Source organism: Maricaulis sp. D1M11 (genome assembly GCF_047308265.1).
Taxonomy (GTDB): Bacteria; Pseudomonadota; Alphaproteobacteria; order Caulobacterales; family Maricaulaceae; genus Maricaulis.
Genome location: NZ_JBKQWY010000003.1, coordinates 1 through 18,123 on the forward strand (window position 1 = coordinate 1; position 18,123 = coordinate 18,123).

The 18,123-nt window shown below is 59.2% G+C and carries 17 protein-coding genes; 15 read left to right on the forward strand and 2 right to left on the reverse strand.

The window, feature by feature from the left end:
* Window positions 1-216: 216 nt before the first annotated feature.
* Window positions 217-1,755, reverse strand: a complete 1,539-nt coding sequence (locus RMQ97_RS06370) for an AbgT family transporter (protein WP_413660022.1) — start codon at window positions 1,753-1,755, stop codon at window positions 217-219.
* A gap of 140 nt (window positions 1,756-1,895) precedes the next feature.
* Window positions 1,896-2,597, reverse strand: a complete 702-nt coding sequence (locus tag RMQ97_RS06375) for a DUF599 domain-containing protein (protein ID WP_413660023.1) — start codon at window positions 2,595-2,597, stop codon at window positions 1,896-1,898.
* A 197-nt stretch (window positions 2,598-2,794) separates the two neighbouring features.
* On the opposite strand from RMQ97_RS06375, the gene RMQ97_RS06380 reads away from it, so the two are divergent.
* The 15 genes from RMQ97_RS06380 (at window position 2,795) to nuoN (ending at window position 18,123) form a co-directional block, all read left to right on the forward strand.
* The gene (locus RMQ97_RS06380; RefSeq protein ID WP_413660024.1) at window positions 2,795-3,319 is read left to right on the forward strand and encodes a hypothetical protein; all 525 of its coding nucleotides are present in this window, start codon (window positions 2,795-2,797) and stop codon (window positions 3,317-3,319) included.
* A 264-nt stretch (window positions 3,320-3,583) separates the two neighbouring features.
* Complete coding sequence (locus RMQ97_RS06385; RefSeq protein WP_413660025.1) at window positions 3,584-3,952, forward strand: NADH-quinone oxidoreductase subunit A; 369 nt, start codon at window positions 3,584-3,586, stop codon at window positions 3,950-3,952.
* A gap of 5 nt (window positions 3,953-3,957) precedes the next feature.
* A complete protein-coding gene (locus tag RMQ97_RS06390; protein ID WP_413660026.1) occupies window positions 3,958-4,524 on the forward strand; it encodes a NuoB/complex I 20 kDa subunit family protein in 567 nt (188 codons plus the stop codon).
* 9 nt (window positions 4,525-4,533) lie between these two features.
* Window positions 4,534-5,136, forward strand: coding sequence for an NADH-quinone oxidoreductase subunit C (locus RMQ97_RS06395; RefSeq protein ID WP_413660027.1), 603 nt, complete (start codon window positions 4,534-4,536; stop codon window positions 5,134-5,136).
* Window positions 5,137-5,139: 3 nt separating this feature from the next.
* On the forward strand, window positions 5,140-6,342 hold the full coding sequence (locus RMQ97_RS06400; protein WP_413660028.1) for an NADH-quinone oxidoreductase subunit D: 1,203 nt from the start codon (window positions 5,140-5,142) through the stop codon (window positions 6,340-6,342).
* Window positions 6,339-7,004, forward strand: coding sequence for an NADH-quinone oxidoreductase subunit NuoE (gene nuoE / locus RMQ97_RS06405; RefSeq protein ID WP_413660029.1), 666 nt, complete (start codon window positions 6,339-6,341; stop codon window positions 7,002-7,004). Before RMQ97_RS06400 ends, nuoE begins: the two co-directional genes overlap by 4 nt.
* A 3-nt stretch (window positions 7,005-7,007) precedes the next feature.
* Window positions 7,008-8,321, forward strand: a complete 1,314-nt coding sequence (nuoF, locus tag RMQ97_RS06410; protein WP_413660030.1) for an NADH-quinone oxidoreductase subunit NuoF — start codon at window positions 7,008-7,010, stop codon at window positions 8,319-8,321.
* A 12-nt stretch (window positions 8,322-8,333) separates the two neighbouring features.
* Window positions 8,334-10,439, forward strand: coding sequence for an NADH-quinone oxidoreductase subunit NuoG (gene nuoG, locus RMQ97_RS06415; protein ID WP_413660031.1), 2,106 nt, complete (start codon window positions 8,334-8,336; stop codon window positions 10,437-10,439).
* A 3-nt stretch (window positions 10,440-10,442) separates the two neighbouring features.
* Window positions 10,443-11,504: an NADH-quinone oxidoreductase subunit NuoH gene (gene nuoH / locus RMQ97_RS06420; protein ID WP_413660032.1), complete on the forward strand. Its 1,062-nt coding sequence runs from the start codon at window positions 10,443-10,445 to the stop codon at window positions 11,502-11,504.
* Between the two features lie 8 nt (window positions 11,505-11,512).
* Complete coding sequence (nuoI, locus tag RMQ97_RS06425; RefSeq protein ID WP_413660033.1) at window positions 11,513-12,001, forward strand: NADH-quinone oxidoreductase subunit NuoI; 489 nt, start codon at window positions 11,513-11,515, stop codon at window positions 11,999-12,001.
* 45 nt (window positions 12,002-12,046) lie between these two features.
* A complete protein-coding gene (locus RMQ97_RS06430) occupies window positions 12,047-12,658 on the forward strand; it encodes an NADH-quinone oxidoreductase subunit J (RefSeq protein WP_413660034.1) in 612 nt (203 codons plus the stop codon).
* Window positions 12,658-12,966 (forward strand): NADH-quinone oxidoreductase subunit NuoK, encoded by a 309-nt coding sequence (nuoK, locus tag RMQ97_RS06435; protein ID WP_413660439.1) that lies wholly within the window; start codon window positions 12,658-12,660, stop codon window positions 12,964-12,966. The genes RMQ97_RS06430 and nuoK overlap by 1 nt, the downstream gene beginning before the upstream one ends.
* 5 nt (window positions 12,967-12,971) lie before the next feature.
* Window positions 12,972-15,122 carry an NADH-quinone oxidoreductase subunit L gene (gene nuoL, locus RMQ97_RS06440; RefSeq protein ID WP_413660035.1) on the forward strand — a complete coding sequence of 717 codons (2,151 nt, stop codon included), beginning with the start codon at window positions 12,972-12,974 and terminating at the stop codon, window positions 15,120-15,122.
* 1 nt (window position 15,123) lies between these two features.
* Entirely contained in the window at window positions 15,124-16,671 is a 1,548-nt protein-coding gene (locus tag RMQ97_RS06445; RefSeq protein WP_413660036.1) for an NADH-quinone oxidoreductase subunit M, read from the forward strand.
* 12 nt (window positions 16,672-16,683) lie between these two features.
* Window positions 16,684-18,123, forward strand: coding sequence for an NADH-quinone oxidoreductase subunit NuoN (gene nuoN, locus RMQ97_RS06450; protein ID WP_413660037.1), 1,440 nt, complete (start codon window positions 16,684-16,686; stop codon window positions 18,121-18,123).

Here is an 18,123-nt window from a genome sequence, read left to right on the forward strand (position 1 = left end):
CTGTCACGCCGGAGGTCGCGGGTTCGAGTCCCGTCACTCGCGCCATTTTTCCTTATTCCCGTTCCGCTCGACCCGAGCCTCATGCCCCGATCCGTGTTGGGGGCGATGCTCGCATGGAATGCGCTCAAGGCTGTGGATTTTGTCTTTAATGGCAAGCACCTGACACGAAAAACGCCGCCCCGTTGGGGCGGCGTTCTTGTGATGCTCGTGCCGTGTTTATTCGGCGGTGATGCCTGCGGGCATGTCATAGAAGAAGCTGACATCCGGTCCGATCGGCAGACCCAGGGCAAACCAGATCCCCAGCAGCGCCAGCGAGCTGACCAGAATGCCCAGTGAGTAGGGCAGCATGGTCGCAATGAGGCTGCCCAGGCCAAATTCAGGGTCATAACGTTTGGCGAAGACCAGAACGAGCGGCATGTAGGGCATCAGCGGTGTGATGATATTGGTCGCCTGATCGCCCATGCGATAGGCGAGGGTCGCGGCCTCGGGTGAAATGCCCTGCAGCATCAGGATCGGTACCAGTACCGGTCCGATCAGCGCCCATTTTGCCGAGGCGGAGCCGATAAAGAGGTTCAGCACGGCCACCATCAACACCATGATCACCATCAGGATGGGAGCGGGCAGGTTGAGCATGCCCAGCAGGTCACCTCCGCCAATGGCCGTCAAAAGCCCCAGATTGGACCAGGAGAACAGCGTGATGAAATGGGCCATGGCAAAGGCCAGCACGATATAGAGCCCCATATCCTGCATGCCCTTGGCGGCCATGCCGACGGCGTCACGATCAGACCGGATCGTACCAGCGCCCACGCCATAGGCGATGCCGATGATCAGGAAGACGACAAAGGTCAGGCTGACGATGGAATTGAAAAACGGGGTCAGCGTGTTCAGGGCGTTGTCCGGATCGACCAGAATACCCGATGGCCAGACAAGCGCGATAATCGCCACGATTGAGGCCAAAAGAGCGATCCCGGCATAACCCAGACCCTTTTTCTCCTTGTCAGACAGGCCGGTATCATCGCCGTCAGCGTGCGCGAAATCTTCCGGCGGTGTCCATTGTCCAAGGCGGGGCTCAATGACAAACCAGGAGATCAGCGAGATCACCACCACCAGGACCGGCGTGACCGCCGTGGTGAAGTAGTAATTGCCCGCAATGTTGAGCGGATAATCCTCGACGAGGAATTGCGCCGATTGTTGGGTGATGCCCAGAAGCAGCGGATCAAGTGAGGAGATCACCAGATTGGCGGAGAAACCGGCCGAGACGCCGGCGAATGTCGTCGCCATGCCGGCGATCGGATGGCGTCCGGCGGCCGCATAGACGATCCCTCCCAGCGGGATCAGTACGACATAACCGGCATCGACGGCCAGGTTGGACATAATGCCCGCAAAGGCCAGGGTTGGCGTCAGCAGGACCGCCGGCACCACACGGACCAGGCTGCGCAGACCCGCTCCAAACAGGCCGGCCCGTTCCGCCACACCGGCCCCCAGCATTACGACCAGCACCATGCCCAGAGGGGTGAAGCTTGTCAGTGTGGCGGGCATGGAGGTGAGCAGTCGCTGGATATTCTCCGAGGAGAACAGGTTTTGTGCCGCGATCTCAGATCCGTTGATTGGGTGGGTGGCCGACAGGCCGAACCCGGCCGCGATGGCCGAAGCGATCATGACCACAAGGATCAGGACCAGGAAAATGGTCACCGGATCGGGTAGGCGATTGCCTGCCCGTTCAACGGCATTAAGCAAGGACGTGCCGAGTTTCACGCGTCTTCTCCCCTAGAATAAAATAGACCGCCCTCGCATCCCTTATGGGTCGGGCGATGTCATCCCTCACGGACCATTCAAGGAGAAAAGCGCCAGAAGTGCAAACCATGCACACTGTTCACATGCGGAAATCGGCGGTTTCAGGGCTCGGAATGATCGCTCTCGTCCAAAAGGGCCCGCCGTGCCGCACTGGCAAATTGACGATAGGCCAGCAGGCTGGCGACCAGAGCCGTGCCGAGAATCTGGGCATGGGGACCGGCAATCCAGGCCAGATAGCCGATCGAGAAAAACAGGGCACGCAGGCCTCGATTGAACTGGGTGGCGGCCGCGGTATTCATGCGCCAGGCCTTGGTTGCCACCGTCAACGTGGTCTTGGAGGCGCGTTCGCCCCGACCATTGTTCTGGCATGATCCCATCAGGATGGCGCTGTAATTGACGAGGCGATAGGCCCAGCCAAACTTGAAGAAGGCATAGGCATAAATCACCAACAGCCCCAGTGACATGACTTCCCATTGCGTACGCGTGCCCGAGGCCAGCGCGGGAATGTCATTCATGGCAGCGAGAATACTGTCGAGCGCCGTCAGGAGGGTGAAAGCCGCACCAATGCCCAACAGGGCAGTTGAGGCAAAAAAGGCGATCCCGTTCTGAAGCCCGGCGATGATCTGGCTGTCGACAATACGCACATCGCGATGCGCCATGGCGATCATCCAGTGTCGGCGCTCCTCATTCATGGCATGAGAGAGGGTGCGGGTTTTCAGGGGGCTGTGATCGATGATCACGGAGAAGCCCGCGGCAATCGCCGCAAAACCCAACACACCATAATATTCACTGATCACGCTCATCGGGACGGTCTCGATCTCTTTGCAGTCATGTGTGACCTCCAAAATGTCGGAGCGCGACCACTTTGCCAAGATAGCGCTACCGAAACCCGGGATTGCGAAAACGGAGCCGGTGAACGGGCGAGCAGGCGGGACGAGGGGGGACGCTCTGGAAAACGGTCCCGCTATTTCGCATCACGGAAACAGGCGAGGGTGGGGTCATGGTCATTGAAACAGGTTTCCGCCGGTCCGCGCCTTCCACGCCTTCGCCCCGAAGGTGGGCTCCCTCCCCAGACACGGACCGGCGGTTTCTTTCCAGCCTGTCACACCAGACCCGGGGTTTGCGGGCCATCTGGCCGCCTCTGGTTCTGCTGGTGATGGCGCTCAGTGTTGCTGTCTTTGTGCCGGTCTGGCCGCTGCGTCTTCTCGCCGCACTCGGTGTTCTTGTTCTAAGTTTTGATATTCGCGCGCGCTTTATGGATTATCGGCGTATCCGTGCCCGGATTGCGCGGTCAGGCGCCTTGATCGGTGCGGCGCGCACGCAACTCAAATCATCCTCCACCAGCTGGTGCACGCGCCGGGCCGCGATTGCTGCAGCTTATGCTGAAGGAGTGGGGCATGAGGCCCACGCCCTTGTAAAACAGTGGGGATATCGACCCTGGCATGTTTTCCCGGACGGGGCGTTCACGACTCACTCGCCCTTCCTGCGCATCAGCTTCTGGAAACGGGTATTGGGACACCGCTGATCCGCCGAAAATCGGGTTATTGAGAGGCTTTACTATGAGAATGCCTCGCAAGTGCGGAAAAACTCATGCGTCTCCTTGTGAATACACGCAAAAGAACTGGTTTCAGGCGGTCATTTGACCTTGCCCGGAGCTTCGCCGCGATCTAGCTTCCGCCCAACTTCGGGCAGGGGGCCCGTTGGCGCACTCTGATTCGCTTCCCCGCGAAACACGCCAACCCGGAATACCCTGTTCGCTATCAACCGGTTGACGGCGAGGGTCTGGGCCATGGACGCGCTCCTTCTCGAATATCTTCCTATCCTGATCTTTTTTGGCATTGCAGCCGTATTAGGTCTGGGCTTCATGCTCATGGCCTTTGTAATGGCTCCGTCCAATCCCGATCCGGAAAAGGTCTCCACCTATGAATGCGGGTTCAACGCGTTCGACGATGCGCGGATGAAGTTTGATGTGCGCTTCTACCTGGTGGCCATTTTGTTCATCATCTTCGATTTGGAAGTCGCCTTCCTGTTCCCCTGGGCCGTGACCCTGGGTGAGCATCTTGGCCCGTTCGAATTCTGGTCGATGATGGTCTTCCTCGGTGTCCTGACCGTGGGCTTCATCTATGAGTGGCGCAAAGGCGCGCTGGACTGGGAGTAAGAGCGATGAGTTCTGACCTGATCAAACCCGCCGGCATGGGTGGCCGCTCCACGGTTCCCGGTTACGACCCGAAGAAGCATGATCCCTTCTTTGACGGTGTCAGCGATGCGCTGGCCGACAAGGGTTTTGTTGTGGCCGCGGCCGACGACCTCGTAACCTGGGCACGAACCGGTTCGCTGATGTGGATGACCTTTGGTCTGGCCTGTTGCGCCGTTGAAATGATGCAGGCCTCCATGCCGCGCTATGATGTGGAGCGTTTCGGTTTTGCGCCGCGCGCATCCCCGCGTCAGTCCGACGTGATGATCGTCGCGGGCACGCTCACCAATAAAATGGCACCGGCCCTGCGCAAGGTTTACGACCAGATGCCCGAGCCGCGTTATGTGATCTCGATGGGATCGTGCGCAAACGGCGGTGGCTATTACCACTATTCCTACTCCGTGGTGCGCGGTTGTGACCGCATCGTTCCGGTGGACGTCTATGTCCCGGGTTGCCCGCCGACAGCGGAAGCCCTGGTCTACGGCATTCTGCAATTGCAGAAGAAAATCCGCCGTGAAGGTTCGATCGAGCGTTAGGAGCTGATGATGAGCGAAGCCCTTAAAACCCTCGGCGAACACATCGCTGCCGCCCTGCCGTCCGCCGTGACCGGCTGGCGCCTGGAGCATGGCGAGCTGACGGTCGATATTCACCGCGACCAGGTGCTGGATGTCATTCGTTTCCTGCGTGATGACGCCGCGTGCCGTTTCACCACGATGATCGATCTGTGTGGCGTGGATTACCCGCAGCGCGCCGAGCGTTTCGACGTGGTCTACCACCTCTTGTCCATGCATCTGAACCAGCGCATTCGTGTGAAGCTGACGACGGATGAAGACACACCGGTCGACAGCATTATCGAGCTTTACCCGGTCGCGGACTGGTTCGAGCGTGAAGCCTTCGACATGTATGGTATTGCGTTTGCCAATCACCCCGATCTGCGTCGCCTGCTGACCGATTATGGTTTTGAAGGCCATCCGCTGCGCAAGGATTTCCCGCTGACCGGTTTTGTCGAGGTTCGCTGGGATGAAGAACAAAAGCGTGTGGTTCACGAACCGGTTCAGCTGGTCCAGGAATTCCGCGACTTCGATTTCATGAGCCCTTGGGAAGGCGCGAAATACGTGCTTCCGGGCGATGAGAAGGCAGAGGGCTAAGGCATGGCTGACGATATGACCGACACCCAGCCGCGTAATTTCACGATCAATTTCGGCCCGCAACACCCGGCGGCTCACGGCGTTCTGCGTCTGGTGCTCGAACTGGATGGTGAGGTTGTCGAGCGCGTGGATCCGCATATCGGGCTTTTGCACCGCGGTACGGAAAAACTGCTGGAGCACAAGACTTATCTGCAAGGCATCGGCTATTTCGACCGCCTCGACTACGTCGCACCGATGAACCAGGAACATGCATTCTGCATGGCCGTGGAGCGACTGGCCGGTATCGAAGTGCCGCGTCGTGGCCAGTATGTGCGTGTGCTGTTCTGCGAGATTGGCCGTATCCTCAACCACCTGCTCAACGTCACCACTCAGGCCATGGATGTGGGCGCGCTGACACCGCCGCTCTGGGGTTTTGAAGAGCGCGAAAAACTCATGGTCTTCTATGAGCGCGCGTGTGGTGCGCGCATGCACGCCCACTATTTCCGTCCGGGCGGTGTGCACCAGGATCTGCCGCCGCAGCTGATCCAGGATATCCGCAACTGGTGTGATGAGTTTCCCAGGGCGCTGGATGACATCGATGATCTGCTGACGGAAAACCGTATCTTCAAACAGCGCAATGTGGATATCGGCACGGTCACCAAGGAAGACGTTCTGGCCTGGGGTTTTTCCGGTGTGATGGTTCGGGGTTCCGGCCTGGCCTGGGATCTGCGCCGTTCGCAGCCCTATGAGGTCTATAACGAGCTCGAATTCGACATTCCGGTGGGCAAGAATGGTGATTGTTACGATCGCTATCTGTGCCGCATGGAAGAGATGCGCGAGTCGATGAAGATCATGATCCAGTGCTGTGACTGGCTCCTGAAGGATGAGAACCAGGGCGAAGTCCTGGCCACTGACAGCAAATTCTCGCCGCCTCGTCGCGCAGAGATGAAACAGTCGATGGAAGCGCTGATCCAGCACTTCAAACTCTACACGGAAGGTGTGCATGTCGAGGAAGGCGAGGTCTATGCCGCCGTTGAAGCGCCCAAGGGCGAATTCGGCGTCTATCTCGTGGCCGATGGCACCAATAAACCCTACCGCCTGAAAATTCGCGCTCCGGGTTTCGCACACCTGGCGGCCATGGACTTCATGAATCGCGGCCACATGCTGGCAGACGTCTCGGCCATTCTGGGTTCGTTGGACGTTGTGTTCGGGGAGATCGATCGATGAGCGTTCGCCGTCTCGCAAAAGAGCAGCCGGACAGCTTTGCCTTCTCCAAGGCAAGCGAAACCGAAATCAAGTTCTGGCTGGGCAAGTATCCCGAGGGTAAACAGGCTTCGGCTGTGATCCCCATGCTGTGGATTGCGCAGAAACAGGAGGGCTGGGTCTGTGAACCGGCCCTGCGCGAGATCGCGACGCGCCTGTCCATGCCGTATATCCGCGTTTATGAGGTCGCGACCTTCTATACCATGTTCAATCTGGCTCCGGTCGGTGAGCATCTGGTTCAGGTCTGCGGCACAACACCATGCTGGCTGCGCGGGTCCGACGCCCTTATGGAGGTCTGTGAAAAACGGATCGGCAAGAAGGGCGATATCTCGGCAGATGGAAAATTCACCTGGGTCGAGGTCGAGTGTATGGGCGCCTGCGCCAACGCGCCGATGATCCAGCTCGCCAATGGTGATGGTGACCACTACATCGAGGATCTCGACGCCGTATCCTTCGAGACGCTGCTCGACAATTTGGCCGCCGGCAACAAGGTCGAATACGGCCCGCAATCCGATCGCAAGGCCTCCGAACCACATGGTACGGACGTGCTGACGGATCCGTCCCTGTATGACGGTTCCAAGGCCCAGCCTGTGACGCTTCCCAACACTGAAAAGGCGGAGGGCTGATCCATGACCCAGCTGCTTCAGGATAAAGACCGTATCTTCACCAATCTGTTCGGCCATCACAGCCCGGACCTCGAAGGGGCCAAGACTCGTGGCTGCTGGAATGGGACGAAAGAGATCCTGGAACAGGGTCGCGGTTGGATTATCGACCAGATGAAAGCGTCGGGCCTACGGGGTCGTGGCGGCGCCGGATTCCCGACAGGTCTCAAATGGTCCTTCATGCCGCGCGAAGTGGGCAATCGACCGCATTACCTGGTGGTCAATGCCGACGAGTCCGAACCGGGCACGTGTAAGGACCGCGAGATCATGCGTCATGATCCGCATCTGCTGATCGAGGGCTGCCTGATCGCCTCCTTCGCGATGCAGGCCCATGCCTGTTACATCTATCTGCGCGGTGAATATGTCACCGAGCGCCTGGCGCTCGAAAAAGCCGTCAAGGAGGCCTATGAGGCCAAGCTGATCGGTGATGACAATATCCATGGCTGGGACTTCCACGTCTATGTCCACCATGGCGCCGGTGCGTACATCTGTGGTGAGGAAACCGCGCTCCTGGAAAGCCTGGAAGGCAAGAAGGGTCAGCCGCGCCTCAAACCGCCATTCCCGGCGAATGCCGGCCTGTATGGCTGCCCGACCACCGTGAACAATGTGGAATCGATCGCTGTTGCCGGCACGATTTTGCGCCGGGGCGCCGAGTGGTTTTCCAGCTTCGGTCGCGAGCGCAATGTCGGCACAAAAATCTTCTCCATCTCCGGCCATGTGAACAAGCCGTGTAATGTGGAAGAGGCGATGTCCATTCCCATGCGGACCCTGATCGAAACCCATGCGGGCGGTGTTCGCGGTGGCTGGGATAATCTCAAGGCCGTCATTCCCGGCGGCTCCTCGGTCTCTCTCCTGCCCAAGGATATCTGTGACGATGTCCTGATGGATTTTGACGCCCTGTCCGCTCACAAATCCGGTCTGGGGACGGCGGCTGTCATCGTGATGGACAAGTCCACGGATGTGGTGAAGGCGATCGCGCGGATTTCCTACTTCTACAAACACGAAAGCTGCGGTCAGTGTACGCCGTGCCGCGAAGGCACCGGCTGGATGTGGCGCGTGCTGACCCGCATGGCGCGTGGCGAGAGCTCGACCGAAGAGATCGACATGCTGCTCGATGTCGCCGGTCAGGTGGAAGGTCACACGATCTGTGCTCTGGGTGATGCGGCGGCATGGCCGGTCCAGGGACTGATCCGCCATTTCCGCCACGAGATCGAAGATCGCATCAATAATTATCGCGAGGGCAAGCCTGTCTTCGTCAGTCAAGCTGTTGCAGCGGAATAGGGGCTTCATCCGATGAGCGAAGATCTCCGCAAAATTATCATCGACGGCGAAGAAATCGAGGTTCCGACCTCGTACACGCTGTTGCAGGCGGCTGAAGCGGCGGGCCGGGAAATCCCGCGCTTTTGTTATCATGAACGTCTGTCTGTCGCGGGCAATTGCCGGATGTGCCTGGTTGAGCTGGTCGGGGCGCCCAAGCCTGCGGCCTCCTGTGCGATGAATGTGCGCGATATGCGGGGCGGCCCCAATGGCGAGCCTCCCGCCATGAATACCGCATCGCCGCTGGTCAAAAAGGCCCGCGAAGGCGTGATGGAATTCCTGCTCATCAACCACCCGCTCGACTGCCCGATCTGTGACCAGGGCGGGGAATGCGATCTGCAGGACCAGTCTTTGGCCTATGGCCGGGCCGGCTCGCGGTATGGCGAAAACAAGCGCGCGGTTGAAGACAAGCATATGGGTCCGATCATCAAAACCGAGATGACCCGGTGCATCCAGTGCACGCGCTGTGTGCGTTTTGTCACCGAAGTCGCGGGCGTGCCGGAAATCGGCATGATCGGTCGGGGTGAAGACGCCGAGATCACCACGTATCTGGAAGAAGCCGTGACGTCGGAACTTTCCGGCAATGTCATCGACCTGTGTCCGGTAGGAGCGCTGACCTCCAAGCCCTACGCCTTCAATGCGCGCCCGTGGGAATTGTCCAAGACGGAAACCATCGACGTGATGGACGCCGTGGGCTCGAATATCCGCGTGGATAATCGTGGTGCTGCCGTGTTGCGCGTGCTGCCGCGGGTCCATGAAGGCATCAATGAGGAGTGGATTTCCGACAAGACCCGTTATGCGTGGGAAGGTCTGGGCAAGCAGCGTCTGGACACGCCTTATGTGCGTGAAAATGGCAAGCTGCGCCGTACCGACTGGTCGGACGCCCTGTCGATCGCCGCTGACAAGCTTTCCGGTGACGCCTCCCGGATCGGCATGATTGCCGGTGATCTGTGTTCGGCTGAGGAAATGAAAGCGGCCAAGGATCTGGCCGATGCTCTGGGCATCGCCTCTATCGATTGCCGCCAGGATGGTGCCAAGCTGGGCGGTGATGTCCGCCAGTCCTACCTGTTCAATTCCACGATCGCCGGCATTGAAGATGCGGACGCGATCTTGCTGGTTGGCACCAATCCGCGCACAGAGGCCGCAATCCTCAATGCGCGTATCCGCAAGACCTGGCTCAACAACAAGACCGAGATCGGTCTGATCGGTGAAGCCGCTGATCTGAGCTATGAGTATACGCATGTCGGCACGTCTGCAGCCGATCTCGCAGGTCTCAAGCGCAAGCGTTCGGGCTTTATCAAGACCCTCAAGGATGCCAAGCGCCCGATGATCATCATCGGTTCTGGCGCCCTGGCACGTGAAGATGGGGCTGCCATCCTGCGCGCGGCAGGGGATCTGGCTGTGGCCGTCGGTGCGATCGAAGACGGCTGGAATGGGTTCAATGTCCTGCACAATGCCGCGTCGCGCGTGGCAGGCCTCGATCTGGGCTTTGTACCGGGCGAGGGCGGACGTGATGTTGCGGGCCTGCAAGCCGGTGCGACAGAGGGCGAAATCGACACTGTGGTGTTGATGGGCGCTGACGAGCTCGACATGAGCGCCTTTGGCGAGGCCTTCGTGATCTATGTGGGCAGTCATGGCGATGCCGGTGCACACCGGGCCGACCTGATCCTGCCGGGCGCGGCCTGGACGGAAAAGGACGGTATCTGGGCGAATACCGAGGGCCGGGTGCAGCTGGGCTATCGTTCGGTCTTCCCCAAGGGCGAGGCCAAGGAAGACTGGGCCATTTTCCGCGCGCTGTCCGAGCGTGTGGGCAAGACACTGCCCTATGACAGCCTGGCCGAGCTGCGTGCCAAACTGTTTGAGGATACGCCGGTTCTGGGCGGGATTGATCACGCGCCGGGTGCTGAAGGCGCCTCTGAATTCGATGCCAAGGCGATTGGCGGCGAGGGTGATGTGGCCGACACCGATCTGACGGCGGCGATCTCCAATTTCTACTTCACCAACCCGATTGTCCGGGCCTCCCAGACGCTGGCGGAATGCTCTGCTCTGCGTCAGGCCCCGGCGCAGGAGGCTGCGGAATAAGTCATGGGCGATTTCGTCACACAATTTGGCCCGCTCTGGGGCACTCTGGCTGCGGTCGGACAGATCCTTCTGTTCATGATCGTGCTTCTGTTGTCGCTGGCTTTCCTTCTGCTGATGGACCGCAAGGTCTGGGCGGCGGTGCAGATGCGCAAAGGCCCCAATGTGGTCGGCGCCTTTGGCCTGCTGCAATCCTTCGCGGACTTTCTCAAATTCGTGTTCAAGGAAATTGTCGTTCCGGCCGGGGCTGACAGATCCTTGTACCTGCTTGCGCCGCTGCTCACGCTGATCCTGGCCTTTGTGACCTGGGCTGTTGTGCCTGCGGCACCGGGCTGGGTGATTGCCGACCTCAATGTCGGCATTCTCTACCTGTTCGCCATGTCCTCACTGGGTGTCTATGGCATTATTATCGGGGGTTGGGCGTCGAACTCGAAATACCCCTTCCTGGGCGCGCTGCGCTCGGCGGCCCAGATGGTGTCCTATGAGGTCTCGATCGGCTTCATCATCGTGACGGTGCTGCTGTTCGCCGGATCCATGCGCCTGTCGGACATTATCGAGCTTCAGGCGGGCGGGTTCTGGAACTGGAATATCCTGGCTTTCCACGCCCTGCCGGTTCCGATCTTCCTGGTCATGATCCCGATGGCGGTGATCTTCTTTATCTCGGCCCTGGCCGAGACCAATCGCCCACCCTTCGATCTGCCCGAAGCGGAGTCTGAACTCGTCGCCGGGTATCAGGTCGAATACTCTTCCACGCCCTACCTGCTGTTTATGATCGGCGAATACCTCAACATCGTGTTGATGTGTGCCATGACTGCCATCCTATTCTTCGGTGGCTGGCAGCCGCCATTCCCGCTGGACGTCAGTGGCTGGCCCTATCTCGCCTCGAGCCTGTGGTATTTCTTCTGGTTCGCGATCAAGGTCGTCTTCTTCTTCTTCATGTTTGCCATGGTGAAGGCGCTGGTACCGCGTTATCGCTATGACCAGCTGATGCGCCTGGGCTGGAAAATCTTCCTGCCGACCTCCCTCGTTGCCGTGGCCCTTGTCGGCGCCACCGTCGTCTACGGATAGGAGTTGTTATGAGCCGTCTTGCACAAACTCTCCGCGGCGCTCTTTTGATGGATTTCTGGGGCGCGTTTGGCCTGGGCATGCGTTACTTCTTCAAGAAGAAGGCGACGCTGAACTATCCGTTTGAAAAGGGTCCGCTGAGCCCGCGCTTCCGGGGACAGCACGCCCTGCGGCGCTATGCCAATGGTGAAGAGCGCTGTATTGCCTGCAAGCTGTGCGAAGCGATCTGCCCGGCACAGGCGATCACGATCGAAGCCGAACCGCGTGATGACGGCTCCCGCCGGACCACGCGTTATGACATCGACATGACCAAATGCATCTATTGCGGTTTCTGTCAGGAAGCCTGTCCGGTAGATGCCATTGTCGAAGGCCCGAATTTCGAATTCGCCGCCGAGACACGCGAAGAACTTTTCTATGACAAGGCCAAGCTTCTCGAGAACGGCGATCGCTGGGAACGGGAAATTGCCAAAAACCTGGAGCTCGATGCGCCGTACCGTTAGGGGCGTGCGCATCAGTTCATGACGCTTGAGAGAGACGGGGGCATCATGCTGTCTACTTTCGCATTCCTGACCTTTGCCGGCGTTGCCGTGCTGTCGGCCTTGATGGTCGTCATCGCGCGTAACCCGGTCAGGTCTGTTCTGTTCCTCATCCTGTCCTTCTTCTCGGCGGCCGGGTTGTTTGTACTCTTGGGGGCGGAATTCCTCGCCATGCTGCTCATTGTTGTCTATGTGGGCGCCGTGGCTGTGTTGTTCCTCTTTGTTGTGATGATGCTCGATGTGGATTTCACCGAGCTGAAACAGGGCTTTCTCAGCTATCTCCCGCTGGGCGGACTGGTCGGCATCGTGCTGGCTGCAGAGCTCGCCATGATCGGCATGACCTGGCAGGCCTCGCCCCAGGCGGAAAACCTCCGGGCCGCGATCGCGCCGACCGATATGACCAATGTCGAGGCGCTGGGCGTGTTGCTCTATGACGATTACGTCTTCTTCTTCCAGACGGCCGGGCTTGTGCTCCTGGTCGCCATGATCGGCGCCATCGTACTGACCCTGCGTCACAAGCCGGGTGTGCGTCGCCAGAATATCGCCGAACAGGTCGGCCGCGACCGCAAGGACGCCATCACCATGGTGGACATCAAGCCGGGACAGGGGATTGACGAATGATGGAGATCGGACTCGGACACTATCTGGCCGTGGCGGCCATGATCTTCACGATCGGTGTCTTCGGCATTTTCGTGAACCGGAAGAATGTCATCATCCTTCTGATGTCGGTCGAGCTGATCCTGCTCTCCGTCAATATCAATCTCGTGGCCTTCTCCAGCTTTCTGGGCGATCTCGCCGGCCAGGTCTTCGCAATGTTTGTGTTGACCGTGGCGGCCGCCGAAGCGGCAGTGGGTCTCGCCATCCTCGTCGTCTACTTCCGCAACCGGGGTGATATCTCGGTTGAGGGCGTCAACATGATGAAGGGCTAGGGCATATGGCACACCTCATCGTCTTCGGGCCGCTTTTCGCTGCGGCCATTGCCGGTCTGTTCGGCAATTATATCGGCCACCGGGCCTCCCAGATCATCACCACAACAATGGTCGTGCTGTCGGCGCTCTTGTCCGTTTGGATGTGGGTTGATGTCGCCTATGGCGGCAATACCCAGACCCACGAACTGGCGACCTGGATGACGGTCGGCTCGTTTGACATCACCTGGAATATCCGTCTCGACGCCCTGTCAGCGGTGATGCTGGTTGTGGTGACCTCGGTTTCCTCGCTCGTGCATATCTATTCCTGGGGTTATATGTCCCACGATCCGCACCGGGCCCGCTTCTTCGCTTATCTCTCGCTTTTCACCTTTGCGATGCTCTCTCTGGTGACGGCAGACAATTTCCTGCAGCTCTTCTTTGGCTGGGAAGGCGTGGGGCTGGCGTCCTATCTGCTGATCGGGTTCTGGTACAAGAAGCGCTCGGCCAATGACGCGGCGATCAAGGCCTTTGTGACCAATCGCGTGGGTGATTTCGGATTCGCTCTGGGCATCATGGCTGTGTTCTACTTCTTTGGAACACTGAGCTTTGACGATGTGTTCGCCAGCCTGTCCGACCATTCGATGACGACGTTTACCTTCCTGGGTATTGAGTGGGCGGCCATCGAGCTGATCGCCATTTTGCTCTTCATCGGTGCCATGGGTAAGTCGGCGCAGTTTTTCCTGCACGTCTGGCTGCCGGATGCGATGGAAGGCCCGACACCGGTTTCGGCACTGATCCACGCGGCCACCATGGTGACGGCGGGTGTGTTCCTGGTGTGTCGGTGTTTCCCGATCTTCGAAATGGCGGACGGAACCTCGGCCTTCATCACGTTTATTGGTCTGACGACGGCCTTCTTCGCGGCGACGATCGGTCTTGCTCAGAACGACATCAAACGCGTGATCGCCTATTCGACCTGTTCGCAGCTGGGATACATGTTCTTCGCGGCCGGGCTGGGCCTCTATGGCGCAGCGATGTTCCATCTGTTCACGCACGCCTTCTTCAAGGCGCTTCTGTTCCTGGGATCGGGTTCTGTGATCCACGGGCTGTCCGATGAGCAGGACATGCGAAAGATGGGTGGCATCTACAAAATGCTGCCGATTACCTGGCTGATGATGATCATCGGAACGCTGGCGCTGACCGGTGTGGGCCTTCCGCTGCACTTGATCTCAATAGGCGATAATCCTTTGCCTGATTTCGGCTTTGCCGGCTTCTTCTCCAAGGATGCGATCATTGAGGGAGCCTATGCGATGGGCGTGGCGGGCAAGCCGTTTGGAACCCTGGCCTTCTGGGTCGGTGTGGTTGCGGCTCTCCTGACCAGCTTCTATTCCTGGCGCCTGATCCTGATGACCTTCCATGGGGAGTATCGGGGTGACAAACATGTGCTGGAACATGCGCATGAAAGCCCGGCGGTCATGCTGGTTCCGCTCTTCATCCTGGCTCTGGGTGCTGTAGGCGCGGGTGCGGCCTTCAAACCCGACTTTATCGGGGACCGCTCGGATCATTTCTGGGGTGAGGCTCTGGTGGCGGAAGCCCACGGCGATGCAGGACATGGTGACGCCGGTTACGGTGAGGGCCATGACGCTCACGCAACGGATGATCATGCCGTCGATACGCACGGGGCTGATACGGCTCACGCCGCCGACGCCGCCCATGCTGAGGACACCCATGCTGAGGATGGGCAGGGCGAGCATCACGACGACGGACATGGTGACGGACATCACCTGCCGACCTGGGTGGTCATGTCACCGTTCACCGTGACCTGGATCGGCTTTTTCGCCGCCTTGTGGGCCTATGGCTATAATGCCGGCATGGGCGCGCGCATGGCGGCCCGCGGTGGTCCGATCAACAGCTTCCTGTCGAATAAATGGTATTTCGATGAGCTGTATGACGTGATCTTCGTGAAGAGTGCCCGCGCGTTGGGGGATTTCTTCTGGAAAGTCGTCGATGTGAAAATCATTGACGGTCTGGGTCCGAACGGGTTTGCCGGAACCACGCTGGCCGCGGCGCGTCGCATCGCCCAGGCCCAGTCCGGTTTCCTCTACCACTATGCATTTGTCATGCTGATCGGCGTGCTGGGCCTGACGGTCTGGATCGTCGCCGGCGCTGGAGGCCATTAAGATGATCGGCGACAATCCCATCCTTTCCCTGATCACCTTCCTGCCCACAGTGGCAGCGGTGCTGATCCTGGCGATCCGCTATATGGGACGCAATGAGGATGAGGCCAAGTTTGCGAGCAATGCGCGCTATGGCGCCCTGTTTGCGACCGTGGTGACGTTCATCATCTCCGTGCTGATGGCGCTGGAGTTTGATGCGAGCAATCCGGACTTCCAGTTTGTGGAAGAGGTGACCTGGCTGGCGCAGATCGGCCTGGGCTATCGTCTGGGCGTTGATGGCCTGTCTGTCCTCCTGATCGTTCTGACGACCTTCCTGATGCCGCTGGCCGTTCTGGCGTCAGGCGCCATCAAGACGCGTGTCGCGGAATACATCGCAGCCTTCCTGATGCTGGAAACGCTGATGATCGGCGTCTTCGCCTCGCTCGATCTGGTCTTGTTCTACATCTTCTTCGAAGGGGGCCTGATCCCGATGTTCATCATCATCGGGGTCTGGGGTGGTCAGAACCGCGTCTATGCCGCCTTCAAATTCTTTCTCTACACCCTGTTCGGCTCCGTGCTGATGCTGGTGGCGATGATCTTCATGTTCCTGCAGGCCGGTACGACCGACATCACGGTTTTGCTGGAGTATGATTTCCCGCAAACGGCGGTGAATCTCTGGCTGTGGGACATTCCTGGCGGCATTCAGTCCCTGTTGTGGCTGGCCTTCTTCGCGTCCTTTGCCGTGAAGATGCCGATGTGGCCGGTTCATACCTGGCTGCCCGACGCTCACGTCCAGGCTCCGACCGCGGGTTCGGTCATTCTGGCCGGTGTGTTGCTGAAAATGGGGGGCTATGGCTTCCTGCGCTTCTCCATCCCGATGTTCCCGGAAGCCTCGGTCATTTTCTCGCCGCTGGTCTTTACCCTATCGATCATCGCGATCGTGGTGACCTCGCTGATTGCCTTCCGTCAGGAGGACATCAAGAAGCTGATTGCCTATTCGTCCGTGGCTCATATGGGTTTTGTGACCATGGGCCTGTTTGCCCTGACCCCGCTGGGTGTCCAGGGGGCGATCTTCCAGATGATCTCCCACGGCCTGATTTCCGGTGCACTCTTCCTGTGTGTGGGGGTCATCTATGATCGCATGCACACACGCGAGATCGCCTTCTACGGAGGTCTGGTGAACCGCATGCCGGTGTTTGCAGCCATTTTCGGCTTCTTCGCTATGGCCAATGTGGGCTTGCCGGGCACATCCGGTTTCATTGGCGAGATCATGACCATGGTCGGCACCTTCCAGGTCGCTCCTCATGTGGCCGCCGGTGCCGCACTGGGTGTGATCTTCTCGGCCGCCTATATGCTGACGCTCTACCGCAAGGTCGTGCTCGGCGAGATGACCAATCCCAAGCTGGAAACGATTTCCGACGTGACGTGGAGAGAAGGTGCCATTCTCGGCATTCTGGTCTTCTTCACGCTCTATTTCGGTTTCTTCTCCACTCCGATCACCGATATGACGGCGGCCTATACGGATAACCTGCTGTCGAGCTTCGATGTGGCCCCGGCCACATCGGCACACTAAGAGGCGCGTGTCATGACACCGGAACTTCTGTCCTCTCAATTGTCGCTGATCGCGCCGGAAATGATCCTGTCTCTCGGGGCCATGGCGTTGCTGATGCTTGGCGTGTTCGTGAAGGAAGACCTGGCGGGTCGGCTGATCGAATGGCTCTCTCTGGCTGTCATCTTGCTGGCGGGTATCGCCACGCTCGTGCTGACGGGTGAGGGCGGGACCGCCTTCAATGGTGCGTTTGTGCTGGGTCCGCTGTCCATCTTCGCCAAGGTGGCGGTGCTGGCGGCGGCGGGCATTACCCTGCTACTGGCCGGGCCCTACCTGCACAAGGAAGGCCTGATGAAGCCGGAATATCCGATCCTGGCCCTTCTGGCTGTGACGGGCATGATGATCATGATCTCCGCGAATGATCTGATCACCATGTATATGGGTGTCGAGCTGCAATCCCTGGCACTGTACGTGCTCGCCGCGTTCAATCGCGACAGCCTGCGCGCGTCCGAGGCCGGTCTGAAATACTTCGTTCTGGGCGCCCTGTCCTCCGGCCTGCTGCTCTACGGTGCGTCGCTGGTCTACGGTTTTGCCGGGGCCACGGGCTTCACCGAAATAGCGATTGCCGCGAGCGGCGAGACCAATATCGGCCTGACTGTGGGCCTTGTGTTTGTCATCTCGGGGCTTGCGTTCAAGATTTCCGCCGCGCCGTTCCACATGTGGACGCCGGATGTGTATGAAGGTGCGCCCACACCGGTGACCGCTTTCTTCGCCACGGCCCCGAAAATGGCCGCCGTCGTGCTTCTGGCCCGTGTTCTGACCGAACCCTTCGCGGCCATGCATGATCAATGGGTCGACGTCGTCTGGATCATCTCCGTCCTGTCTATGGGCGTGGGGGCGTTTGGCGCTCTGACCCAGCAGAATATCAAGCGTCTGATGGCGTATTCCTCCATCGGCAATATGGGGTATGCGCTGATCGCGATCGCAGCAGCGTCGGAAACGGGCCTGTGGGCGCTTCTGGTCTTCATGACGCTCTACATGCTCGGTGTGATCGGGGCGTTTGGTGTCATCCTGTCCATGCGGACACGTGAAGGCATGGTGGAACAGATCGAGGATCTCGCCGGCCTGGCACAGCGCAATCCGGGCCTGGGCTGGACCATGACCGCCCTGATGTTCTCCATTGGTGGTCTGCCCTTCCTGGTCGGTTTTTTCGGGAAATTCTTCCTGCTCTATGTCGCGGTCGACTCAGGCCTGATTTATCTCTCGGTCCTGGCGGTGCTCTTCTCCGTGGTCAGCGCGGCGTATTACCTGCGTGTGGTCAAGGTGATGTGGTTCGACAATTCCGACGTGGAATTTGTCTCCGCTCCGGCATCGGTGTTCTGGGTGACGCGTGTTGCCGGTCTGGCAACCGTTGTGGCTCTTCTGCCGCTGGGCTGGTTGCTGCACCGGGCATTGACTGTCGGCCTGCCGGCGTAA